Genomic DNA, 21,837 nt, shown 5'->3' on the forward strand with positions numbered 1-21,837 from the left:
TCTCACGAACCTCTTAGAACCGCTCCCTAGCCTCACCGGTCATGACGATCCGACGGACCTTCACCATGATCGGCGTTCTCCTCGCCGCGGCCCTCGCCCCGTCCGGCCTCGCGCCGGCGGCCACCGCCGCCCACGCCGCCCCCGCCCCTCCCGGCGGCGGGGCCGCGGGCCGGGGCCCGGCCCAGTACCTGTACTCCTCGATCGGGGACTTCGACACCGAGGTGAAGCCCCTGGCCGGGCGGTCCGACATCGCGGGCGTGCAGGTGGTCGTGCCGTGGAAGGCCCTCGAACGGCAGGAGGGACAGTACGACTTCTCCGCCATCGAGGAGGCCCTCGCCTACCTCCGACCCCGGGGCAAGAAGCTGTTCGTCCAGGTGCAGGACCGCTTCTTCAGCGCCCCCACCCGGCTCCCGGACTACCTGCTCACGGATCCGCGGTACGCGGGCGGCGCCGCGGCGACCACGAACGAGAACGGACTCGGAGCCGGTGAGCCGGGGGCCGTCGCGGCCCAGTGGAACCCCGGGGTGCGCGAGCGCTTCCAGAGCCTGCTGGCGGCCCTCGCCGACCGCTTCGACGGCCGGCTCGCGGGGGTGAACCTGCCCGAGACCGCCACGCAGGTGGACACGGACAAGGACCACAGCGGCTACACCGACGAGTCCTACTTCCGGGCCGAACTCGACAACATGGCCTTCGGCGCCAAGGTCTTCAAGCGGACGCAGTTCATCCAGTACGTCAACTTCTGGCCCGGGGAGTGGAACAACGACCACGGCCGCATGGCGGAGACGTTCGCGTTCGCGCGGGCCCACGGCGTGGGGCTCGGCGGGCCCGACGTCCTGCCGAACCGGCAGGCGCAGATGGAGAACTCCTACCCCTTCTTCGAGCGCTACCGCGGCCGGCTCCCGATGGTGGCGATGGCGGTGCAGGAGCCCGACTTCGAGTACACCAACCCCGCGACCGGCAAGCCCTACACCAAGCAGGAGTTCACCGACTTCGGCGGCCGGACCCTGGGCGCGGACGTGATCTTCTGGGCCACCAGCGCACCCTGGCTCCACCAGCCCGCGTCCTGACGGCAGCCGTGACCGGCTTGACCGCCGTGACCGACATGACCGGTATGACCGGCATGACCGGCGTGTGGTGATCGCACCCTCGTCGATCCGGGGCGGTCTGCCCCATAGTGGGCGGTATGGGAGATCACGAGGACCGCGCCGCGGGGCTGTGGCTGGACGGCGACGACCGGCGGGTCGTCGTGTACGTCGGCGGTGAGATGGACATCGACCGGGCCCCGATGCTGTACGACGCCCTGCGGGCGGCGATCGTCCGGCCGGACGGGCCGGGCGAGGTCATCGTCGACGTCGCCGTCATGTCCTTCTGCGACTCCTCCGGGCTCAACGCCCTCATCGGGGCCCGGCAGATCGCCGAGGAACACGGCAAGCGGCTCAGCCTGCGCGCGCCCCGGCCGCAGTTCCGGCGGCTCCTGGAGGTGACCGGCGTCATCACGCTCTTCCACGTCACGGACACCTGACCGTTCGGGAAACACACCGGCGGTTAGCCTGAGTTCCATGATCGGGAAGCATCTCAGCAAGCGGACGCCGGGTGCTCCGGCGTCGGACGGCCCGCAGCGCGCCCTCATCGGGGCGAACTTCGTCAGCCGGGTGGGCAACGGGCTGTTCAACGCCGCCTCGGTGCTCTACTTCACCCTCGTGGTGCACCTGCCCGCCGCACAGGTCGGCATCGGACTCACCATCGCCGGGCTGGTGGGGCTGCTGGCCGGGATACCGGCCGGGAACCTGGCCGACCGGTACGGGCCGCGTACGGTCTGGCTGGCCTCCCTCACGGTGCAGGCCGCGTCGATGGCCGCGTTCGTCCTCATCGACGACTGGGTCACCTTCACCCTGATCGCCACGCTGGACCGGCTCGCGGCGACGGCGAGCGGCGCCGCGGGCGGTGCGCTGATCGCCCGGGCCGGGGGCGAACGCCCCGCGGTGTTCAGGGCGCGGCTGCGCACGTTCGTCAACCTCGGCGTGGTGCTGGGCACGCTCGGCGCCGGCGTCGCCGTCTCGGTCGACACGCGCACGGCCTACACCGTGCTGATCCTCGCCAACGCGGCCAGCTTCGCGGGCGCCGCCCTGATCACCCTGCGCGGAGTCCCCGCCTACCGGCCGCTGCCCCGGCCCGCGCAACACCACCGCTGGGCCGTCCTGTCCGACCGGCCGTACGTGTCCTTCGTCGCGCTGTACGGGGCGATGGGCCTGCAGTACCAGACCGTCTCCCTGCTGCTGCCGATCTGGCTGTCGGCGCACACCGACGCACCGCGCTGGACGGTGGCGGCGGTCTACGCGGTCAACAGCGGGGTGTGCGTGCTGCTCCAGAGCCGGCTCGGCTCCCGGGTGGAGACACCGCGTCAGGGCGGCCGGGCGTTGCGCCTCGCGGGGCTGTCGTTCCTGGTGAGCTGCCCCTTGATGGCCCTGACCGCGGACGTGCCGGTCTGGATCGCGCCGCTGCTCGCCGTCCTCGCCGTCGCTCTGCACAGCCTCGGCGAGGTGTGGGAGTCCTCGGGCGGGTTCGCGCTCGGTTTCGGGCTCGCCCCCGACCACGCCCAGGGGCAGTACCAGGGCCTGTTCGGCCTCGGCTTCGGCGCCGGGCAGGCGCTGGCTCCGCTCGTCCTGACGACGGCGGTCCTCGGGCTGGGCCACGCGGGCTGGCTGGTGCTCGGGGTGTTCTTCGCGGCCCTGGGCGCGGCGGGGCCGCCGGTGGCCGCCTGGGCGGAGCGCACCCGCCGCCCGCCCCTCGACACCGCCCCGGCCCGGCCCGGCCGAGTCGGGGAACTCCCGCTCCCCGACTCGGCCTGAGCCGCGGAGCGGTGCCGTTCAGCGGGTCGTAGCGAGCCAGTCCCGGTAGGAGGTGGGGGCCGGGCGGACGTCGGGGCCGCCGGTCAGGACCTCGCCCTCGACGGCCGCGAACAGGCCGGCCCGCTCGTCGGTGACGACCGTACGGGGGTCCTTCCGGGTCGCCAGGGTGAGCCGGCCGAGCTCGTCGAGGGCGAAGACCTCGGGGCCCGCGACGTCGACGGTGGCGTTCAGGGGCGCGCCGGTGGCGACGTCCGCGAGCGCGGCGACGACATCGGCGGCGGCCATCGGCCGCAGGGGGGTGGACGGCAGCCGGACCGTGCGGTCGTCGGCGACCCAGGACAGCACCGCGTCCATGAACTCGAAGAACTGGGTGGCGCGGACGATCGAGTACGGGGTGGCCCCCTGCTTGAGGAGGTCTTCCTGAAGGGTCTTCGCCCGGTAGTAGTCCAGCTGCGGAACCCGGTCGACGCCGACGATGGAGAGGACGACCTGGTGGCGTACGCCGGCCCGCTCGCCCGCGGCCAGCAGGTTGCCCGTGGTGGTGCGGAAGAAGTCCGGGGAGGCCTCGTCGAAGGTCGGCGAGTTGGTCACGTTGACGACGGTGTCCGCGCCGGCGAGCGCCCCGTCCAGTCCGGTGCCGGTGAGCAGGTCGACCCCGCTCGACAGGGATGCGGCGACGACCTCGTGGCCGGCGGCGCGGAGCGTGTGGACGAGCTGGGAACCGATGAGACCGGTGCCGCCGATGACCGTGATCTTCATGACCGTGCCCTTCCGTGCGGGGAAGAGGGCGGCCCGCCGCCGCCCGGACAGTTCCACGCGCCCTTCCATGTGACCATCCCGGACGAGAAACGTCTGAGTTCGGGGGTACGTCCTGACCGTGCTCCCCCGCGAGATCACCGGTCCGGCCGCCCGACGCACCGATGCCGGAAGGCACCCCGTACAGTGCGCCCGAGGGGGGCTGACGGTGCAGCGGGTGCTCGCGGTGGGCGGCGACCGCATCACTCCGCCGACTCCCGCTACCGGCTCGATCTCACGCCGGGGGGGACGGTCCCCGACACGGCCGTGAAGGGCGTCGCCATCGACGGGAACGCCCCCCTGGTCACCACTGTGCGGTCCGTGACCTTCGCCGGGATCGCCCTGCTGGTGGCCGGCGCCGTGTGCGGCGCCCTCGCCCTGCGCCGCCGCCGCGCGCTGTCCGCGCTCCCGCGCGGCTGACGGCCCGGCCGCTCCGGCCGCCGCGCGGGGGCGCGGGCCGGCGGGCCTCGTCCGCCCGGTCGCGTACGTACGGATCGGCGTCCGCCGCCAGCCGCTCCAGCACGGCCGCGGCCCCGGCGGGTCCGTCCGGGGTCAGGAGGTGAGGGACTCCTGGAGCCTGGTCAGCATGAGGCGGGCGGCGGGGGCGCGTTGGTCCGGGCGGACGGCCAGGCCGAGGCAGGCGTGCGTCGGGGCGTCGGTGATGACGGCCGGCTCCAGGCCCTCGCCGGCCCCGGAGGACGGGCTCAGCACGGCCACGCCCGCTCCGCGCCGGGCGAGGCCGAGCAGGGTCTGCGGGGAGGCGGCCTCGATGTCCACGCGGGGTTCGGTGCCGCGCTGGAGGCAGGACCGCTCGTACGCCTCGCGGATGCCGGTCCCGCGGGGCAGGCAGAGGATCTTCTCCCCCTCCAGGTCGGCGAGCCGCACCGGCCGCCCGCCCCGCAACCGGTGGCCCTCGGGTGCGGCGACGGCGATCGGCTCGTCGACGATCACGACGGTGTCCAGACCGGGCTCGGGGTGTCCGGCGAACGCGATCAGGGCCAGGTCGAGGGAGCGGGCGAGCACGCCGGCGCGCAGGGCGTCCGAATCGTCCTCGTGGAGGCTCAGGACGATGCCCGGGTGGGTCCGTCCCAGGCCCGCGACGGCGTCCAGGAAGCCCGGGATCGCACAGCCCCTGATCATGCCCAGCCGGACCCGGCCCCGGACGGCCCGCGCGAACCGGGCCGCGGTGTCCTCGATGCCGTCGACCGTCTCCAGGGCCGCCCGGGCCAGCGGCAGTACCGCCTCCCCCGCGGCCGTCAGCCGGACCCGGCGCCCCGACCGCTCCAGCAGCCGTTGCCCCAGCTCCCGTTCGAGCTTGCCCACCTGCGTACTGATGCCCGACTGGCTGACGTGCAGCCGCGCCGCGGCGGCGGTGAACGTCCCCTCGTCGACGACGGCGGCCAGGTAGCGCAGCTGATGGAGCTCCATATGCCCTGATGATAGTGGGTATCCGGTCCATCTGTTGGACTGATGGGCGGCCCTGCGGGATCCTGGACGCATGAAGACACCGGCAGAGATTTCCGAGCAGTACTTCACCGCCTGGCAGCAGGGCGACTTCGACACCCTGCGCGGCCTGCTGGCCGACGACGTCGACTTCGTCGGCACCCTCGGCCGGGCGCGGGGCGCCGAGGAGTGCATCGCCGGCCTGCGCGGCATGGGCCGGATCCTGGAACGGATCGAGGTGCGCGCCCGGGTGGCGGACGACACCGACGTGATCACGTGGTTCGACCTCCACACGGCGGACGCGCCGCCCGCCGCCACCGCGAACTGGACCCACGTCGAGGACGGCAAGATCACCCGGATCCGCGTCACCTTCGACCCCCGGGAGATCCTGGCGCAGTCCGCCCGGTAACCGAGGCCGGGGTCACCGGACGCTGCCCTGTTCCCCCACCTCCGGGACCTGGCGTCGCACTTCCGACATCCACAGCCCCGCACCACCACGTGTCGTGGACTCAGCGGTTTCCCAGGCCACTTCCTCCAGGTACTCCACCCGCGCCCGCGCCAGGCCCAGCCGGCATTGGGACGTGCGACGGGGCCGCTCGCGGCAGGACTCGCGGGACGGGCGGGGCTGGTGGCCGTTTCGTCGGAGAACATGGCCACCACCGTCCCGCGCCCCGGAACGATGGACTCGGGGGTTCACGTGCGCGTCGCCCGGGCGGAGCGGGACTGGGCCCGCAGCGCGGACAGCCGGGCCCGGTCCTCCACTCCGGCCAGGCTCTCGTCCAAGGTCAGGAGCGAGAGGAGCCGCACCGGTCGGCCGGCGGCGGCAGCGGCCTCCAGTTTGTGGTGCCCGTCGAGGAGGAAGTGGGTCAGGCCCCAGTGCACGGAGGGGTCGTCACCGAAGCCGGTCTCGGGCCCGCACACGTCCAGCGTGGAGACCGCCACCGCCGTGGGGATCGTTCCCCGTTCCATGCTCGCGGTGTACGCCTCGACACGCTCCCGGTCGTTCCAGGTCGGGGGGACCATCGGCACGACGAATTCGTAGAGGTGAGCGTCCGTGGCGACCGCGGTCTCGAAGGTCCGGTAGTACGGGGTGCGGGGGTGCTCCGGGAGGCCCCAGAACTGGTCGACCCCCCACGACGTGACCTGTTCGGCACTGAAGTAGTCACCTTCCCTGCCGGGGATGATCAGCCGTGGTTCCACGTCCAGGAGCAGCGGACGGTACTCGCCCTCCGGCAACAACGCTCCGAAAGCGTCGATCACCCCGGCGAGATCCGGATCGTCCAGCGGGCCGCGGAGCCGTTCCTGCATGGCTTCCAGGGACAACTTCTCTGTCGCGGTGACCAGCCGGCGGAAGAGCAGTGGGCACGTGCCGCAGTAGAAGCTGAGCTCGAAGGCGGGCTGGTCGTCGACCATGAGCAGGCGGCGCCGCGGCCCACCGCCGAGTTCTTGCGCTTCCGTGTCGAAGCGCAACCGCGCTTCGGAGGAAGGGACGCCGAGCGTCCGGGGGTCGCCCGTCTTGATCATCACGGACCGACCGTACGGGAGACCGTCAAACAGCTCCACCGAGTACCGGGGCGGCGCCCGGGGCAGGGCGGGTGAACTGCCTTGGTGCGGGGTGCGGGTGGGGTGCGGGGGCGTCGGCCGTCACCCGAATGCCTGGTCAGCCCGTGCTTCGAGTGCGCGGGGAGCGGGCCTTGTGGTTTCCTGGGCCCGCCCCGCAGCGTGACGGGGCGATCACATGACGTGAGGGGATGCTGTCATGAGCGTTCTGGACATCAAGCTGGAGCGGGCGTTCGACGTCTTCGACGCGGACCGCGACGGGAAGCTCGACAAGGCGGACCTGACCCGTCTGTCGGACCGGCTCGCCGAGTCGCCCGACTACACCCCGCAGGACGTGGCCGGGCTGCGGAACTCACTGGCGGACCTCTGGGACACCGTCTTCCACAAGATGGACAAGAACGACGACGGCGGGGTCGACCGGCAGGAGTTCCGGGCGGCGTTCCGGGCCCGGATCGTCTCCGACCAGAACCGGATCTGGGAACGGATCAGGGTCATGAGCAACGCCTGGACCGAGCTCGCCGACCGCGACGGCGACGGCATGCTGAGCCGCGAGGAGTACACCTCCCTCCTCCACGGCATGTTCCGCCTGCCCCGGGAGACCTTCGACGAGGCCTTCAACCAGCTCGACGCCGACGGTGACGGGCGGCTGAGCCGTGACGAGATCAGCTCCGCGATGAAGGAGTACTACACGAGCGAGAAGCATTCGGCGCCCGGGAACCAGTTCTTCGGCCGGCTCTGAGCAGCGCGCAGGGGGCGCGGGGGGCTCCGCGCCCCCTGCGTCCCTGCCGGCGCGCCGCGTTCCCGACCGCTCGTACGACCCACCTGGAGGACCCCTTGATGGCCGATGCCGCACTGCCGGTGATCGTTCTCTCCGACTCCGATCCGATCCGCCGGCACGAGACGGCCGAGCTGGTGCAGGGCTGGTACCGGACCTCGTTCCGCGTCCTGCAGGTCGCCGGACCGGCGGAGGTGGTCCGGGCGCTGAAGTCGCTGGCCGACCGGAACGTGCCCGTGGCGGCCGTGCTCGCGGACGAGGCCCCCGGGCCCGGCGCCGCGCATCCCGGCGTGCGCTGGCTGCCGTTGGCCGGGCACCGCGGCATCGTGCCCGGCGCCCGTACCGGGGAGGAGCGGGAGGAGCGGGAGGAGAGTCCGGCCGACCGGCTGCGCAGCGCGCTCGACGACTCCCTGTGCACCTGGAACGCCGACTGCGAGGGGGAGCTGCCCACCGCCGAAGTGCGCGGCAGCCGGTTCTCCCCCGCCGCCTACGCGGTGCGCGACTTCCTCGGGCGCAGCGGCGTCCTCTTCCGTTGGCTCCCCGAGGAGGACGCGCGGGAGGCGCCGGTGACCGTCCGGCTCGGCGACGGCACCGAGATGGTGGACCCCACGATCAGCGCGCTGGCCGAACGCCTCGGCCTCATCCGGCCTGCCGGACGGGACCACTACGACGTCGCGGTGATCGGCGGCGGCCCGGGAGGCCTGTCCGCGGCGGTGTACGCGGCCGCCGAGGGCATGAGCGTGGTCGTCATCGAGGACGACGCGCCGGGCGGGCAGGCGGGATCGACCTCGCGGATCGAGAACTACCTCGGCTTCCCCGTCGGGCTCAGCGGCGGCGACCTGGCCCAGCGGGCCCTCCAGCAGGCGCGCAGGGCCCGCGTCGAGTGGCAGCCCACCCGGGTGGCCAGCCGGGTGACGCCGCTGGAAACGGGCGGCCACCGCGTCGAGTTCGTCAAGGCCGGAACCGACGAGGCGGCCTCGGTGACCGCCGCCGCCGTGGTCGTCGCCACGGGCGTGGACTGGAACCGCCTGACGGCTCCCGGTGTCGACCGGCTCCTCAACTCCGGCGTGTACTACGGTTCGTGCCTGTCCGACGCCCCCTCGACCGCGGGCGAGGACGTGTACATGGTGGGCGCGGGCAACTCCGCCGGACAGGCCGCCCTCTACTTCGCGCGCTACGCCCGCTCGGTCACGCTGCTGGTACGGGGCACGGACCTCGGCGCGTCCATGTCGAGCTACCTGGTGCAGCGCATCGAGCGGACCCCGGGCCTGTCCGTCCTGCTGGGCACCGAAGTGGCGGGCTGCCTCGGCGAGTCCACCCTCACCGGGCTCGCGCTGCGCGAGCGCGGGGGCCGGGAGCGGACCGTCGCCGCGCACTGCCTGTACGTGCTGATCGGCGGCCGCCCGTCGAGCGAGTGGCTCGGCGGGACGCTGGAGCTCGACGACCGCGGGTACGTCCTGACCGGCAGCGGCGGGGCCGCCCCGGAGGCGCTGGCGATGGAGACCAGCAGGCCGGGCGTGTTCGCCGTGGGCGACGTACGGTCCGGATCGGTCAAGCGGGTCGGCGCCGCCGTGGGCGAGGGCGCCGCGGTGGCCCAGTCCCTGGTCGAGTACCGGCGGCGCCACCCGGAGCGGTTCCAGGACGCGCGCACGCCCTGCGGTTTCTGACCGGCGGACCCGGCGGACCCGGCGGCGCGTCGGCGGCGCGTCGGCGGCGCGTCGGTCATCCGTCGGTGGCCGCTGCGAGCGTGGGCGTCGCGCCGCCCGAGGGGGCGGCGCGGCCGCCTCCGACAGCAAGGAACCCGTCGCCATGTCGTCCACGCCCGCAGCCCCGCCGCCCTGGAACGTCCGCCGCCTGCCCGGCGCCGGTGACCGCGTCTTCCTGGTCACCGGCGGCAACGCCGGCATCGGGTACTTCGTCGCGGAGCAGCTGGCGTCGACCGGGGCCACCGTCGTCCTGGGGAGCCGGGATCCCGCCCGGGCCGGGGCGGCCACCGGCTCGATCCGGGCGCGCGTCCCCGGCGCCCGGGTGCGGGCCGTACGGCTGGACCTCGCCTGCCTCGCCTCGCTCGAAGCGGTACCGGGCGCGTTGGGGGCGCTGGGGGTGGACCGCCTGGACGCGGTCGTCCTCAACGCCGGTGTCGCGCTCGACGACCCTCCGCGCCGGGAGACAGGGGACGGCCACGAGCTCATGTTCGGCACCAACCACCTCGGCCACTTCGCCCTCACCCGGTGGCTGATGCCCCTGCTGTCGGCCGCGCCGGCGGCCCGCGTCGTGACCACGGGCAGTTTCGCCGCGAAGTCCGAGCGGCTCGACCTCGACGACCTCCAGTCCCGGCACGACTACCGGCCCGGGCGCGCCTACGGACGCTCCAAGCTGGCCCAGATGTACTTCGGCGTGGAACTGGAGCGCCGGCTGCGTGCCGCCGGCAGCACGGTGGCCGGTGTGCTGGTCCATCCCGGTGGCGCGCTGGACTCCCTCACCCCGTCCCGGCCACCGGTGCACGTACGCGGCGCGGGCGCGCGGCTGGGCGCGGCTCCCGCGGCCCTGTTCCTCCAGGGGAAGCACGCCGGGGCGTGGCCCGCCGTCCGGGCGGTGCTCGACCCGGCCGTGCTCGGCCCGGCCGTACCGCCCGCGAGCGGGCTCTGGGAACCGCGCGGCTTCGGACTGCGCGGCGCACCCCGGCGCGCACCGCTGTGGAGCCACCTCGCCGACCCCGCCGTCGCGGCCCGCCTGTGGGAGGCGAGCCGCGCCCTGACGGGCGTGGACGTCTGCGCCCGGCCGGGGCCATAGTCTGGCCGGATGCCCGATGACATCCTCGCCCGGTGGCCCCGCGCGTCTGCCTCCGAGACCGACTGGCTCGCCGAACTCGCCCAGGACGAAGGCCTCACCGGCTACGAGGCACCCGGGCGACCCGACGCCGCCTGGGTGCTCGGCGGCATGTACGAGCGCGGAGCGGCCGCCGAGGATTCGGTCAACCACAGCCAGAGCCGGGACGAGCACCCCGGCCCGGGCTGGCAGCGGCTGCGCTGGGCGGAGCTGGCCGCCGGAGTCGGTGATCCGGTCGTGCCGCAGGGCCTGTACCCCTGCTGCCGCTGCTTCCCCTCCGCGAAGAAGGGGGCGGACATCCGGCGCGGCACCATCGAGTGGCCCGCCGAGGGCAGTCTCGACAGGCCGACGTGGGACCAGCTGATCCGGTTCCTCACCGAGCACAGCCCGCAGGGCGCGGACACCCCCTGTCTGGCGTACTACAACCCGATCATCGTGCGGGACTTCGAGATCGGGCACGTCCGCTCCGGCCGGCTGGGGGACGCCCGGGCCCTCTTCGACCACCCGGACATCCTGTACACCCCCTCCAACCTGTGGGCCGCGAACCGCTCCTGGGTCGTCTGCACCGACTACGACCTCTGGGCCACCAAGGTCTGCGGCCCCCGCCCGCTCGTCGAGGCGCTGCTCGCGGACACGGAGATCGAAGCCGTCCGCCTCCCCTGGACCAGCTGACGCCGCGACCGGGCACAGACTAGGCAGGTTCGGGGGTGGTGGGGTGGGGGTGGTGCAGGGTGTCGGGGAGTTCCGACCTGCGGCGGATGCCCAGTTTGCGGTAGGTGCTCGTCAGGTGGGTCTCCACGGTACGGCGGGCCACGTGCAGCAGGTCGGCGATCTCGGTGTTGGTCCGTCCCGCCGCGGCCAGTTCGGCGATGCGGCGTTCGCTGCCGGTCAGGGCCCCCGAGCCGGTGCGGGTGGCGGCCGGGAGCCGGGCGCCGCCGTCGCGCAGCGCCTGCTCGGCCAGGGCGAGCAGGCGCAGGCCGCCCTTGCGTTCGGCCAGGTCCGCGGCCTCGCGCAGGCGGTCGCGGGCGCGGGTGCGTTCACCGGCGGCGTGTAACTGGCGGCCCTGGGCGAGGAGGGCCTCGACCAGTTCCATGCCGGCGTCGGCGGGCGCGTCCCTGAGGGTCTCGACCGCCTCTTCGGCGAGGTACAGCCCCCGGCGGCCGCCGGTCGCGGCGCCGAGGACGCGCAGGGCGCGTCCCACCGTGCGGGGGGTGTTCCACACCCGGGCCAGCCGCAGTTCCTCGGCCGCCAGGGCGAGGGCCTCCTGGCCGCCGCCGAGGGCGAGGCGGCACTGGGCGACCGCCGTCCGCCAGGGGGTGACGACCGGGCTGAGGACTTCGCGGGCGCTCTGGCGGCGGCCGCACTCCAGGAAGTCGTGAAGGGCTCCGGCCGGGTCGCCGGCGGCGAGGCGCTGCACTCCCCGTGCATAGAGGAAACGGTTCAGCTCCCATGACTCCGGCGCCCGGCGCAGGTCGAAGGCGTCGGCGAGCCGTGCCGCTTCCCGTGCGCGCCCCGTGTGGACGAGGGCCATCAGGACGTGGGCGTCCCGGTTGGAGGGGCCGCCGTGGGCGCGGGCGGCGACGGCCGCGCCGTCGCCGCGTACGGAGATCAGGCGTTCCACGTCGCCCCGGGCGGCGGCGATGTCCGCGCGGGTGTTGAGCAGCGCGTGCTCCATGGGGTGCAGCAGGGCCGGGTGCTGGCCGGCCAGGCCGCGGTCCACGAGGCGCTCGGCCTCGTCGAGTTCGTCGGCCCATTCGGCCACCGCCGCCGCCGTGCCGAGCAGGAACGGCTCGGCCAGCGGGTCGGAGGGCTGGGCGAGCAGGGCCCGTACGCGGGCCATGGCCTCCCCTGCCGAGATCAGGCCGGCCGTGGCCTCGTAGCGCACCAGCAGCGCGCGGCTGGCGGTGCCGACGAGTTCGGGGGCGTGCCGGCCGCTCTCGGAGAGGTGACGGTAGGTCTCCTGCCGGGTCGCGAGGTCGGCGTCGGACAGCAGGGCCGTGGCGGTCCGTACCGTACGGGTGAGTCCCGGATGTCCGTCCAGGCCGTCCTCCGTGCGCCGCAGCACCTCCAGCGCCGTGGTGACCTCGCCCCGGCCGACCAGGGCCGTACCGAGGGCGACGGCCGCGCGGACCCGGTCGCGGGGGGCGGCCCGCAGGTGCTGCGCCTCCGCCAGCCGCGCGATGGCCACCGCGCCGTCGGCCGAGGCGTACTCCAGCGATCCCAGTTCGGTCAGCAGCCGTTGGCGCCGGTCGTCGGAGAGGGGTTCGTCCAGGGCTCGGCGCAGGTAGCCGGCGGCGTCGTGCGGGCGGGCGTCGTGCACGGCGACCGTCGCCGCCTCCCGCAGTACGCGCAGGGCCCAGGGCAGGCCGATGCCCGGGGCGCGCAGCAGGTGGGCGGCGACCGCCTCGACGCGCTCGCCGCGCCGCAGCAGCGTCGTGGCCGCCGCGCGGTGCGCCGCCGCGCGGCGCTGCGTCGGCCAGCCGGTCAGCACGGCGTCCCGCAGCAGCGGATGGGCGAAGCGGGGCAGGCCGGCGGGGTCCGGGCGGAGGAACCCGATGCGGATCATCGCGGTGAGCCAGCCCGTGACGCGCGCGGGGTCCGCGCCGGTCGCCCCGGCCAGCACCCCGGCCACGTCCGGAGCGGCCGGGTCGCCCCCGGTGGGTCCGGCCGGCCGGTCCGGCGGCAGCGGCCACGCCTCCTCCAGCGCCGCGAGGCAACGGGCCACCTCGGCCGTCGCCGCACCCGCGCTGTCCAGCCACCACGCGACGGCCGCGGGGTAACTGCCGGGGTACAGCCCGGCGCAGGTGTCCGGCAACGGCGCGGGCACCCCCGCCCGCGTTCCGCCGTGACCGGCGGGGCCGTCGGGGCCGCCGGGGCCGCCGGGGCCGGCGGGGCCGGCGGTAGCGGGGTAGGCGGGGCCGCCGGGGCCGGCGGGGCCGTCGGGACCGCTGGGACCGCCAGAACCGCGGGGCCCAGCGGGACCGCCGGGGGCGACGGAAGCGCAGGGGCCTCCAGGACCATCGGAAGCACCCGGCTCGCTGGGGCAATGGGGGTCACCAGAACCGCCAGGACTACCGGGGCCACCGGGACCGCCCAGGCCACCGGGACAGTGGGGACCGCCCGGGGCGACGGGACCGCCCGGACCGCCGGGGCCGCCAGGGCCGCTCGGGGCGTACGGGGCTGAGTTGGCGAGGTCGGCGAGGAGGGCGTGGAGGAGGAGGGGGTTGCCCGTGGCCGCCCGGACGCACTCCGCGGTCCAGTCGGGTCCGGCCGCCGGCAGGGCGGCCCGGACGAGCTCCGCCGCCGCCGTGTCGCCCAGGGGGCTGAGGGTGTGGCTGCGGACGAGGGACGGGGGCAGGGACTGGGCGAGCCCGGTCCGCCGGGGGTCGATGTCGTACTGGCTGCGCTCGCCGGCCACGAGCAGGACGGGTAATCGGTCGATGCGGCGCACCGCCTCGCGCAGCCAGCGGCGTGACGCGGCGTCGGCCAGGTGGACGTCGTCGACGGCCAGCAGGAGCGGGCCCTCGGCGGCGTACCGCAGGAGCAGCCGCCACAGCCGGGCGGCGCTCCCCCGGTCGTCGGAGTCGGGCGCGAGGTCGGTGAACTCCGCTGTCGGACCCAGGAGTTGCAACACAGTGGCGAACGCCACCCCGGTGTCCTCCGGCGAGCACCGGGCCCACAGCACCCGCAGCCCCCGCCCCGCGGCGTCCCGGGCGGCGCTCTCCAGCACGGAGCTGCGTCCGGTACCGGTGGCCCCCTGGAGCAGCACCAGGCCGCCGGAACCGGAGCGGGCCCGCTCCGCCTCGGCCGCGATCAGTGCCAGGGCGCGGTCGCGTTCACGGAGCGGTCCGGTCATCAGTGCCTCCAGTGGTGAAGGGGGTGCTCCGCCGCCGGGTGAGACGACGGAATCCGTATCGGGGTGACGCGAAGTGGCGCAGGTCACTGCCGCCCCCGGCGCCCGCCACCGCGCCAGGGCCGGCGCCGCCGGGACCGGCTGTGACCTGCGGCGACACACACGGCGGGGGCCGGTCTCGTGGTGGCCCGCGACGCGGCCTCGTGGTGCGGCTCGTGGTGCTCCACGATTGCGGCCCCCGGGGCGCCCGCAGAAGGGTTGAGGGTGCTCATCCGATACCGGCCCGCGCTCCGCGGCGGGGCGCTGAACAGGGGATACGGTTGCTCAACTCACCCCGGACCACGACCACGTCCGCTCCCGGCACGGGCCCCGGCACGGGCCGCTCCGCGGGCCCCGACCAGGGGCGTCCCGCGCAGCGGCGCGTGCCCGTCGCGGTGTCCGCCGCCGACCCGATCAGCCGCGAGGGAGCGGTCAGCCAGCTGCGCAGACACCCCGAGGTCGAGCTGCGCGAGGAGTCCGGCCCGGGCACGGTGTCCCTGTTCGTGGAGGACACCCTCGACGAGGCGGCGCTGACCCGGCTGCGCCGGGTGGTGCGCGGCGAAGGGGTGCGCGCCGTCCTCGTGGTCGGCTCCATGCGGGAGAGCGAGCTGCTGGACGTGGTGGAGTGCGGTGTCGGCACGATCGTCTGGCGCCACGAGGCCACCGCCGAGCGGCTGGTGCGGGCCGTACTGGCCGCGTCCCGCGGTGACGGCGATCTGCCCGCCGATCTGCTCGGCCGGCTCGTCCACCAGGTCGGCACGCTGCACCGGGGCGCGGCGGGCCGGAGCGGCACGCCCGCCTTCGGCCTCACGTCCCGTGAGGTGGACGTCCTGCGCCTGGTCTCCGAGGGCTTCGACACCGGCGAGATCGCGGGCAAGCTGTCGTACTCCGAACGGACCGTCAAGAACGTCATGCATGGCCTCACCACCCGGCTCCACCTGCGCAATCGGGCACACGCCGTGGCTTTTGCCCTTCGGGAAGGCTACATCTGACCGTTCGGGCAACCGGAGGCGGCGGGGGGCGTCCGCGGGGGCAGGGCGCGCTGCCCGGCGGCCGTCCCCCGCCCCCCTGCGGTCCGGGCGGCCGCCGGGGGACGATCGGCGGTGGACGACGGGCCGGGCGGACGGGCGGGCGGAGCGGGAGTGCAGGCGTGATCCACGAGGTGGACGAGATGCTCAAGGGCCTCCTCGGCGGCGGGGCGTTGACAGGGTCGGGCATCGAGGTGTCGTTCGAGGCGCCGACCCGTGACTGGGCTGCCCGGCGCAACGCCCCCGTCGTCAACACCTACCTGTACGACATACGGGAGGACGTGGCCCGGCGCCAGCGCGGCCAGGTGGCGGTGCGCGACGAGCACGACGTGGTCGTGCGGCGCAGTCAGCCGCCGCGCTGGTTCCGGCTGTCGTACCTGGTGACGGCCTGGACGAAGACCCCCCGGGACGAGCACCGGCTGCTCTCCGCCGTACTCGCGACGCTGCTGCCGCGGGAGGTGCTGGCGCCCGACGAACTCCCGCCGTCGTTGCGGTCGCTGGGGCTGTCCGTACCGCTGACGGTGGCCGGGATCCAGACGGAGGCGCGGTCCTTCGCCGAGATCTGGTCGGCGCTCGGCGGCGAGCTGAAGCCCTCGCTCGACCTGGTGGTGACCGCACCCTTCCCGGCCTATCCGGAGTACGCCGCCGGGCCGCCGGTCACCGAGGGAGCGACGCTCCGGGTCGGCGGTACGGACGGCGACCCGGCGGTCTCCGAGGGCCGCTCGCACCGGCCCCACCAGGTCGCGGCCGCCCGGGCCGCGCGAAAGGAGGCTGCCGCCCGCAAAGCCGCCCCCGCCCGTCCGAAGACTCCCCCGAGCCCGGACGCGCCGTGAGCGCCCCCCGTACCGCCCGGGCGACGGATCCGGCGCCCGGCCCGGGTGCGGAACGAGGTACGGGCCCGGCCGCAAGCCCGGCCCCGGGCCATGACCCGGCCCATCGCCCGGACTTGGGCCCGTGCCAGGGCCACGGCGCCGGCTGCGGCTGCACCCCGGACCAGGGCGTAGGCCCAGACCAGGGCGTAGGCCCAGACCAGGCCGCCGGTCCGGCCACGGACAACGGTCCCAACCGGGGTGCCGGCCCCAACCCGGACACCGGACCGAACCCGGACACGGGACGGAACCCGGACACCGGACCAGACCGGGACGCCGGACCGGCCACGGACGCCAGTCCGGACCCGGACACCGGCCTCAACCGGGGCGCCGGCCCCAACCCGGAAACCGGACCGGACCCGGAAACCGGTCCCCACCGGGGTGTCGGCCCGGACCGGGACGGCGGACCGGACCGCGACACCGGCCCCGGCCCGGGCGGCGGCCCGGGGGGCAGCCGCGGTCCGGGGCAGGGTGCCGGGCCGGGGCAGGGTGCCGGGGCGGGCAACGGGGTTACGGCGGGGGCCGCCCGGGCGTTGCTCGTGCGGCTCGGCCGGCTGCGCGGGCGGGTCTCCGCGCTGGTCGAGCGGCGGAGCGCCGACGACCCGACGGCCGACGACCCGCTGCGCGGCCTCTACCTGTCCGAGGCGGCGGTACGCCATCTCCTCGACGCCCGGCCCGCGACGGCCGACGGACGGGACGACGACACCGCCGCGGAGCCCGGGCCCGCCCAGGACCGGCTGGCCCGGCTGGCCGCGCGGGCGGCCCTGACCGCGCTCGACGTCACCGTCCTGCTCGTCGCCCTCGCTCCCGACGTCGACCGGACCTTCGAACCCCTCTACGGCTACCTCAACGACGACGTCAGCAGGCGCCGGGCCACCATCGGCCTCGCCCTCGACCTGTGCGGGGTGCCCGCGACGTCCGCCGCGGCCCGGGCCCGGCTGCACGCCTCCGCACCCCTGACGGCCCTCGGCCTGCTGGTGGCCGACGAGCCCGAACGGCCCTTCCTGACGCGGTCGCTGCGCGTGCCCGACCGGCTGATCGGCCATCTCCTCGGCGACGACACCCCGGACGCCGCGCTGCTCGGCCTGCTGCGGCCGCTCCCGGAGCCGCCGGCGTCCGGCACGGCCGCCGACCGGTTCACCGAGCGCCTCGCGGCGCTCCTGCGGTCCGGCCCCGCCCACGTCTACCTGCGCGAACAGCGCGAGGGCGACGGCCTGGCCGCGTACGCGACCGCCCTGCGCGCCGCGGGTCTGGACGCGCTGTGCTGCGAGGAACCCGGTGACCACGTCGCCGAGTTGCTGCGCGAGGCCCGCCTCGGCGGCCGGGCCCTCGTCGTGCCCGCGCTGCCCGAGCGGCCCGGCCCGCTGGTACGGGCCCTCACCGCCGCGCCCGACGTGAGCGTACTGCTGGCCGGGACCCGCCCGTACGACCCGCACTGGTGCCCCGAGGACCCCCTGGTGCTGGACGCGCCGGCCCGCGCGGACGGCGGCACGGCCGCCTGGCGGGCCGCGCTGGGGGCGGACGCCGACGGCTTCGACCTGGCCGCGACCGTCGCCCCGTACCGCCTGGGCGGGGACCGCGTACGGCGGGCCGCGCGGGCCGCCGGCGCGCTCGCCGACTTCGACGGCACCCCGCTCACGGCCGCCCACGTACGGGGCGCCGCGCGCCGCCAGTCGGCCTCGGGGCTGGAGGGGCACACCCGCCGCATCCGGCCGGCGGTGGACTGGGACGACCTGGTCCTGCCCGAACCGCCCCTCGCCCAGCTGCGCGAACTGTCCCTGCGGGCCCGCCACCGGGGCCGGGTGCTCGGCGACTGGCGGCTCAGCGCGGGCGGCGGGCGCGGCCGGGGCGTCCTCGGCCTGTTCGCCGGGGCGTCCGGCACCGGCAAGACGCTGTCGGCGGAGGTCGTCGCGGCCGACCTGGGTCTCGACCTGTACGTGGTCCAGCTGTCGTCGGTCGTGGACAAGTACGTGGGCGAGACCGAGAAGAACCTGGAGCGGATCTTCACCGAGGCGGACCGCACGGACGCGGTGCTGCTCTTCGACGAGGCCGACGCCGTCTTCGGCAAGCGCTCCGAGGTCAAGGGCGCGCACGACCGCTACGCCAACATGGAGAGCTCGTACCTGCTCCAGCGGCTGGAGTCGTTCGACGGGATCGCGCTGCTCACCACCAACCTGCGCGCGAACATCGACGAGGCGTTCAGCCGGCGGCTCGACCTGGTGGTCGACTTCCCGTTCCCGGACGCCGGGCAGCGCCTCGCGCTGTGGCGGCACGGGCTGAGGCACGTGCCGTCCGCCGACGGCATCGACCTGGACCCGCTGGCCAGGGAGTTCGAGCTGGCGGGCGGTTCCATCCGCGGGGCGGTGGTCACGGCCGCCTACCTCGCGGCCGGGCGCGGGGGCGAGGTGACGGCGCGGGACCTGCTGGAGGGCGCCCGCCGGGAGTACCGCAAGGCGGGGCGCCTGGTGCCGGGCGAGGGCGGCTGGTGATCCCCCGGCCCGGCGCGGGCGTCAGTCCGTCTTGGGGTGGACGATCTGCCACTCCTGGTTGCCGGTGTTGCTGCAGTCGGAGATGTTCAGCCTGTCCCCGACGGCGGCCCCGCCGTTGACGTTCAGGCACTTGTTGTTGCTGGCGTAGTTGCGGATCCAGTAGTCGCCGCTGTCCTGCTTGTCGAGCCACCACAGCTGGTTGTCGGCGGTGGTGCCGATGCAGTTGAACTCGCCGATGCCGGTGCCCACGGGCCGGCCCCCGTACTCGCCCAGGTCCATGCAGAACTGGTCCTTGACGTTGCGGATCTGGACGAGCGGCCCGCCTCCGGGGCCGAGGCTCGGGTACTTGACCTCGAGGTTCCACAGCTGGTTGTCCCCGGAGGTGCCGACGCAGTCGGCCTGCTGCACGGCCACGTTGATCGCGCCCTTGTCGTTGCCCGGCAGGTCGGCGCACTTGCGGGTGGCGGCGTTGCGCAGCAGGACCTTCTCCGCGGGCACCACGGCCGGCGGTTTCGAGGGCTTGGGGGCCTGCGCTCCGCCGCCCCCGGCGCCGCCGTCGTCGCCTTTGGGCTTCTCGCTCTTCGCCGGCTCCGGCGCGGCGCTGGGAGACGGCGGCGGCGGGGGCGGCGGGGCGAGGGGCAGTGCGGTGGGCAGGGCGGCGCCCGCCTGCTCGGTGGCCGCGCTGACGACCTTCGGCTGGTAGGCGAGCCAGAGCATCACGAAGGCGATGCCCAGGGCCAGCAGGAGCGCGGAGCAGGTGGCCAGCCAGCGCGGGAGGAAGCCGCGCTGGACGTAGGTGCCCTCGACCTCCAGCGGCTCGCTGCCGGAGCGGCGCACGGCCAGGGTGTAGGGCCGCTCCTCCTTGGAGCCGAACCAGATGATCTGCCGGGGCCGCAGGGTCGCATCGACGAACGCGGCCCGGCCGGGGTCGATCTGGACGTTCCCGGGGCGGATCTCGTACGCGAGGTGGTCCCCGTTGTCGCTGCCCGCGACGGAGGCCGTCACCCTGGTGTTGCCGAGGTTGTCGACGGCCAGCCGGGGCCGGCCGCGGAAGCGGCCCTTGACGGTCGGCGGCACGAGTTCGGCGCGCACTTCCGCGAACGGGGTGATCGTCAGGTTCCCCTCCGGGACCGTCACGGCCTTGGGGTGCTCGGTGGGCGTGATCCGCACCGCGTACGGGTTGGGCCCGGCGGTGGCGTCGGAGGTCCGGGGCGGCGCGAAGGTCAGCTCCACCGTCCCGGTGGTGCCCGGGTACAGCCGCAGGGTCGCGGGCTCCACCACCGTCCAGGGCGCGACGTCGCCGACGGGTTCGAAGCGGTACTCGTCGACCACGTCGCCGGTGTTGCGGACGCGCAGCCGCACGCGCGTGCTGCTGCCGGGGTCGACGGTGACGGACGCGGGTTCCAGGGAAGTCCAGAGGCTCACCCCCGCCACGCTAACGGCGCCCCCGCCGCCGGACAGGAGCCGCAGGGGCAGACCTGCCTGCCCCGGCGGACCCGCGCGGGCCCCGGGGGCCCCGGGGCTGCCCCTGCGGGCAGGGGCGGGGGCAACGGGGGTGCCCCGGGCCGGGTACCGGGGGGCGTTCCGGCGGGTGCGGCGCGCGGGTCAGGGTGGTGTGTCCTGTCTCGTACCGGAGGAGAGCAGAGCATGCCGTCCTATCTGTCGCCCGGCGTCTACGTCGAGGAGGTGGCCAGCGGTTCGCGCCCGATCGAGGGGGTGGGCACGTCGGTGGCGGCCTTCGTCGGTCTGGCGTCGACCGGCCCGCTGAACGAGCCCACGCTGGTGACCAACTGGACCCAGTACGTCGCGGCCTTCGGCGACTTCACCGACGGCTACTACCTCGCGCACTCCGTCTACGGGTTCTTCAACAACGGCGGATCGGCGGCGTACGTCGTGCGCGTCGGCGGTTCCGCCGGGGACGCCGCCGGCCGCGGGCAGGCGTCCGGGCCCGCCGCGGTCACCGGTACGGCCCCGCAGGCCGAGCGGGCCCCCCGGGCCGCCCTGCCCGCCGGGGAGTCCCGCCCGCTCGGCACCTTCGCCGTGGCCGCCACCGCGCAGGGCACCGGCGGCCCGCTGTCCGTCGAGGTCACCGACGCCGAGGGCGAGGGGCCCGCCGAGCGCTTCAAGCTGACCGTCAAGGACGGCGACAAGCCGGTCGAAACCTTCGACGTGACCGCGAAGAAGGGCGGCCGGTCCTACGTCGTCACGCAGGTCAAGGAGCGCTCCAAGCTCATCGCCGTGACCGAGGCCGCGCCGTCCGCGCAGCTGGCCCGGCCGGAGAACCAGACCGTCGCGCTGCCCGCGCCGCCCGCCGCGCCCGTCGAACCGGCCGCGGCGGCCGCACCGGCCGGCCGCGCCGAGGGCGCCGAGGGCGCCGAGGGCGCCCACCCCGGCCCGGCGCAGTACCTCGGCGACTCCGCCGACCGGACCGGCTTCGGCGGGCTGGAGGCCGTGGACGAGATCTCCATGGTCGCCGTGCCCGACCTGATGGCCGCCTACCAGCGCGGTGCGATCGACCTGGAGGCCGTCAAGGCGGTCCAGCTCGGGCTGATCGCGCACTGCGAGCTGATGGGCGACCGGGTCGCGATCATCGACCCGCCGCCCGGCCTCAACGCCCGGGACATCCGGGTCTGGCGGCAGGAGACGGCCAACTACGACTCCAAGTACGCGGCCCTGTACTACCCCTGGATCAAGTCCTTCGACCCGGCGACCGGGCAGTCGCGGCTGGTCCCGCCGAGCGGCCACGTCGCCGGCATCTGGGCCCGCAACGACTCCGAGCGCGGTGTCCACAAGGCCCCGGCCAACGAGGTCGTCCGCGGCGCCGTCGACCTCGAACTCCAGATCACGCGCGGCGAGCAGGACCTGCTCAACCCGATCGGCGTGAACTGCATCCGGGCGTTCCCCGGCCGCGGCATACGCATCTGGGGCGCCCGCACCCTCTCCTCCGACCCGGCGTGGCGCTACCTGAACATCCGCCGGTACTTCAACTACCTGGAGGAGTCGATCCTGATCGGCACCCAGTGGGTGGTGTTCGAGCCGAACGACCACAACCTCTGGGCGCGCATCCGCCGCAACGTCTCCGCGTTCCTGGTCAACGAGTGGCGCGGCGGGGCCCTGTTCGGGCAGAGCCCCGAGCAGGCGTACTACGTCAAGTGCGACGAGGAGACGAACCCGGCGGAGTCCGTCGACCTCGGCCGGGTCATCTGCGAGATCGGCATCGCGCCGGTCAAGCCCGCCGAGTTCGTGATCTTCCGGCTGGCGCAGTTCTCCAGCGGCAACGGGGAGCTGGAGGAGTAACCGGGGCCGGC

At 75.0% G+C, this 21,837-nt stretch carries 19 protein-coding genes; 13 read left to right on the plus strand and 6 right to left on the minus strand.

The window, feature by feature from the left end; translation table 11 throughout:
* Positions 1-41: 41 nt before the first annotated feature.
* The 3 genes from ACGFXC_RS27285 (at position 42) to ACGFXC_RS27295 (ending at position 2,849) form a co-directional block, all read left to right on the plus strand.
* Positions 42-1,067, plus strand: a complete 1,026-nt coding sequence (locus ACGFXC_RS27285; protein WP_393717042.1) for a hypothetical protein — start codon at positions 42-44, stop codon at positions 1,065-1,067.
* A 116-nt stretch (positions 1,068-1,183) separates the two neighbouring features.
* Positions 1,184-1,522 (plus strand): STAS domain-containing protein, encoded by a 339-nt coding sequence (locus tag ACGFXC_RS27290; RefSeq protein ID WP_393717044.1) that lies wholly within the window; start codon positions 1,184-1,186, stop codon positions 1,520-1,522.
* 37 nt (positions 1,523-1,559) lie between these two features.
* Positions 1,560-2,849 carry an MFS transporter gene (locus ACGFXC_RS27295; RefSeq protein ID WP_393717045.1) on the plus strand — a complete coding sequence of 430 codons (1,290 nt, stop codon included), beginning with the start codon at positions 1,560-1,562 and terminating at the stop codon, positions 2,847-2,849.
* Positions 2,850-2,867: 18 nt separating this feature from the next.
* On the opposite strand, the gene ACGFXC_RS27300 is transcribed toward ACGFXC_RS27295, so the two are convergent.
* Complete coding sequence (locus ACGFXC_RS27300; RefSeq protein ID WP_393717194.1) at positions 2,868-3,608, minus strand: SDR family oxidoreductase; 741 nt, start codon at positions 3,606-3,608, stop codon at positions 2,868-2,870.
* A 303-nt stretch (positions 3,609-3,911) separates the two neighbouring features.
* On the opposite strand from ACGFXC_RS27300, the gene ACGFXC_RS27305 reads away from it, so the two are divergent.
* A complete protein-coding gene (locus tag ACGFXC_RS27305; protein ID WP_393717047.1) occupies positions 3,912-4,064 on the plus strand; it encodes a hypothetical protein in 153 nt (50 codons plus the stop codon).
* A 132-nt stretch (positions 4,065-4,196) separates the two neighbouring features.
* Here ACGFXC_RS27305 and ACGFXC_RS27310 read toward each other — a convergent pair whose 3' ends face one another.
* Complete coding sequence (locus ACGFXC_RS27310; RefSeq protein ID WP_393717049.1) at positions 4,197-5,072, minus strand: LysR family transcriptional regulator; 876 nt, start codon at positions 5,070-5,072, stop codon at positions 4,197-4,199.
* Between the two features lie 70 nt (positions 5,073-5,142).
* On the opposite strand from ACGFXC_RS27310, the gene ACGFXC_RS27315 reads away from it, so the two are divergent.
* A complete protein-coding gene (locus ACGFXC_RS27315; protein WP_393717051.1) occupies positions 5,143-5,496 on the plus strand; it encodes a nuclear transport factor 2 family protein in 354 nt (117 codons plus the stop codon).
* A gap of 284 nt (positions 5,497-5,780) precedes the next feature.
* Here the strand turns inward: ACGFXC_RS27315 and ACGFXC_RS27320 are convergent, their stop codons facing one another.
* Complete coding sequence (locus tag ACGFXC_RS27320; RefSeq protein WP_393717196.1) at positions 5,781-6,611, minus strand: hypothetical protein; 831 nt, start codon at positions 6,609-6,611, stop codon at positions 5,781-5,783.
* 235 nt (positions 6,612-6,846) lie between these two features.
* Here ACGFXC_RS27320 and ACGFXC_RS27325 point away from each other — a divergent pair, with 235 nt between their 5' ends.
* The 4 genes from ACGFXC_RS27325 (at position 6,847) to ACGFXC_RS27340 (ending at position 10,923) form a co-directional block, all read left to right on the plus strand.
* Positions 6,847-7,386, plus strand: coding sequence for an EF-hand domain-containing protein (locus ACGFXC_RS27325; protein WP_393717053.1), 540 nt, complete (start codon positions 6,847-6,849; stop codon positions 7,384-7,386).
* A gap of 98 nt (positions 7,387-7,484) precedes the next feature.
* The gene (locus ACGFXC_RS27330; RefSeq protein ID WP_393717055.1) at positions 7,485-9,089 is read left to right on the plus strand and encodes an NAD(P)/FAD-dependent oxidoreductase; all 1,605 of its coding nucleotides are present in this window, start codon (positions 7,485-7,487) and stop codon (positions 9,087-9,089) included.
* A 142-nt stretch (positions 9,090-9,231) separates the two neighbouring features.
* Positions 9,232-10,215 (plus strand): SDR family NAD(P)-dependent oxidoreductase, encoded by a 984-nt coding sequence (locus tag ACGFXC_RS27335; RefSeq protein WP_393717057.1) that lies wholly within the window; start codon positions 9,232-9,234, stop codon positions 10,213-10,215.
* 9 nt (positions 10,216-10,224) lie between these two features.
* Entirely contained in the window at positions 10,225-10,923 is a 699-nt protein-coding gene (locus ACGFXC_RS27340; protein ID WP_393717059.1) for a hypothetical protein, read from the plus strand.
* Between the two features lie 19 nt (positions 10,924-10,942).
* Here ACGFXC_RS27340 and ACGFXC_RS27345 read toward each other — a convergent pair whose 3' ends face one another.
* Complete coding sequence (locus tag ACGFXC_RS27345) at positions 10,943-14,107, minus strand: AAA family ATPase (protein WP_393717060.1); 3,165 nt, start codon at positions 14,105-14,107, stop codon at positions 10,943-10,945.
* Complete coding sequence (locus ACGFXC_RS27350) at positions 14,088-14,357, minus strand: hypothetical protein (protein ID WP_393717198.1); 270 nt, start codon at positions 14,355-14,357, stop codon at positions 14,088-14,090. The genes ACGFXC_RS27345 and ACGFXC_RS27350 overlap by 20 nt, the downstream gene beginning before the upstream one ends.
* 67 nt (positions 14,358-14,424) lie before the next feature.
* On the opposite strand from ACGFXC_RS27350, the gene ACGFXC_RS27355 reads away from it, so the two are divergent.
* From ACGFXC_RS27355 to ACGFXC_RS27365, 3 genes are all read left to right on the plus strand, one after another.
* A complete protein-coding gene (locus ACGFXC_RS27355) occupies positions 14,425-15,135 on the plus strand; it encodes a response regulator transcription factor (protein ID WP_393717062.1) in 711 nt (236 codons plus the stop codon).
* Positions 15,136-15,293: 158 nt separating this feature from the next.
* Complete coding sequence (locus tag ACGFXC_RS27360) at positions 15,294-16,004, plus strand: DUF4255 domain-containing protein (protein ID WP_393717064.1); 711 nt, start codon at positions 15,294-15,296, stop codon at positions 16,002-16,004.
* A 575-nt stretch (positions 16,005-16,579) separates the two neighbouring features.
* Positions 16,580-18,529: an ATP-binding protein gene (locus ACGFXC_RS27365; protein WP_393717200.1), complete on the plus strand. Its 1,950-nt coding sequence runs from the start codon at positions 16,580-16,582 to the stop codon at positions 18,527-18,529.
* A 21-nt stretch (positions 18,530-18,550) separates the two neighbouring features.
* On the opposite strand, the gene ACGFXC_RS27370 is transcribed toward ACGFXC_RS27365, so the two are convergent.
* Positions 18,551-19,954, minus strand: a complete 1,404-nt coding sequence (locus ACGFXC_RS27370; protein WP_393717066.1) for an RICIN domain-containing protein — start codon at positions 19,952-19,954, stop codon at positions 18,551-18,553.
* Between the two features lie 222 nt (positions 19,955-20,176).
* Here ACGFXC_RS27370 and ACGFXC_RS27375 point away from each other — a divergent pair, with 222 nt between their 5' ends.
* Positions 20,177-21,826 carry a phage tail sheath subtilisin-like domain-containing protein gene (locus tag ACGFXC_RS27375; RefSeq protein WP_393717068.1) on the plus strand — a complete coding sequence of 550 codons (1,650 nt, stop codon included), beginning with the start codon at positions 20,177-20,179 and terminating at the stop codon, positions 21,824-21,826.
* Positions 21,827-21,837: the final 11 nt, after the last annotated feature.

The sequence above is a fragment of the Streptomyces sp. NPDC048507 genome (assembly GCF_043199995.1).
GTDB lineage: Bacteria > Actinomycetota > Actinomycetes > Streptomycetales > Streptomycetaceae > Streptomyces.

Excerpts from the sequence above, each read along its gene's own strand:
- ACGFXC_RS27345 (WP_393717060.1), bottom strand. The coding sequence starts at position 14,107 with ATGACCGGACCGCTCCGTGAACGCGACCGCGCCCTGGCACTGATCGCG.
- ACGFXC_RS27320 (WP_393717196.1), bottom strand. The coding sequence starts at position 6,611 with ATGATCAAGACGGGCGACCCCCGGACGCTCGGCGTCCCTTCCTCCGAA.
- ACGFXC_RS27375 (WP_393717068.1), top strand. The coding sequence starts at position 20,177 with ATGCCGTCCTATCTGTCGCCCGGCGTCTACGTCGAGGAGGTGGCCAGC.
- ACGFXC_RS27340 (WP_393717059.1), top strand. The coding sequence starts at position 10,225 with ATGCCCGATGACATCCTCGCCCGGTGGCCCCGCGCGTCTGCCTCCGAG.
- ACGFXC_RS27330 (WP_393717055.1), top strand. The coding sequence starts at position 7,485 with ATGGCCGATGCCGCACTGCCGGTGATCGTTCTCTCCGACTCCGATCCG.
- ACGFXC_RS27310 (WP_393717049.1), bottom strand. The coding sequence starts at position 5,072 with ATGGAGCTCCATCAGCTGCGCTACCTGGCCGCCGTCGTCGACGAGGGG.
- ACGFXC_RS27335 (WP_393717057.1), top strand. The coding sequence starts at position 9,232 with ATGTCGTCCACGCCCGCAGCCCCGCCGCCCTGGAACGTCCGCCGCCTG.
- ACGFXC_RS27290 (WP_393717044.1), top strand. The coding sequence starts at position 1,184 with ATGGGAGATCACGAGGACCGCGCCGCGGGGCTGTGGCTGGACGGCGAC.
- ACGFXC_RS27325 (WP_393717053.1), top strand. The coding sequence starts at position 6,847 with ATGAGCGTTCTGGACATCAAGCTGGAGCGGGCGTTCGACGTCTTCGAC.
- ACGFXC_RS27315 (WP_393717051.1), top strand. The coding sequence starts at position 5,143 with ATGAAGACACCGGCAGAGATTTCCGAGCAGTACTTCACCGCCTGGCAG.
- ACGFXC_RS27285 (WP_393717042.1), top strand. The coding sequence starts at position 42 with ATGACGATCCGACGGACCTTCACCATGATCGGCGTTCTCCTCGCCGCG.
- ACGFXC_RS27300 (WP_393717194.1), bottom strand. The coding sequence starts at position 3,608 with ATGAAGATCACGGTCATCGGCGGCACCGGTCTCATCGGTTCCCAGCTC.
- ACGFXC_RS27295 (WP_393717045.1), top strand. The coding sequence starts at position 1,560 with ATGATCGGGAAGCATCTCAGCAAGCGGACGCCGGGTGCTCCGGCGTCG.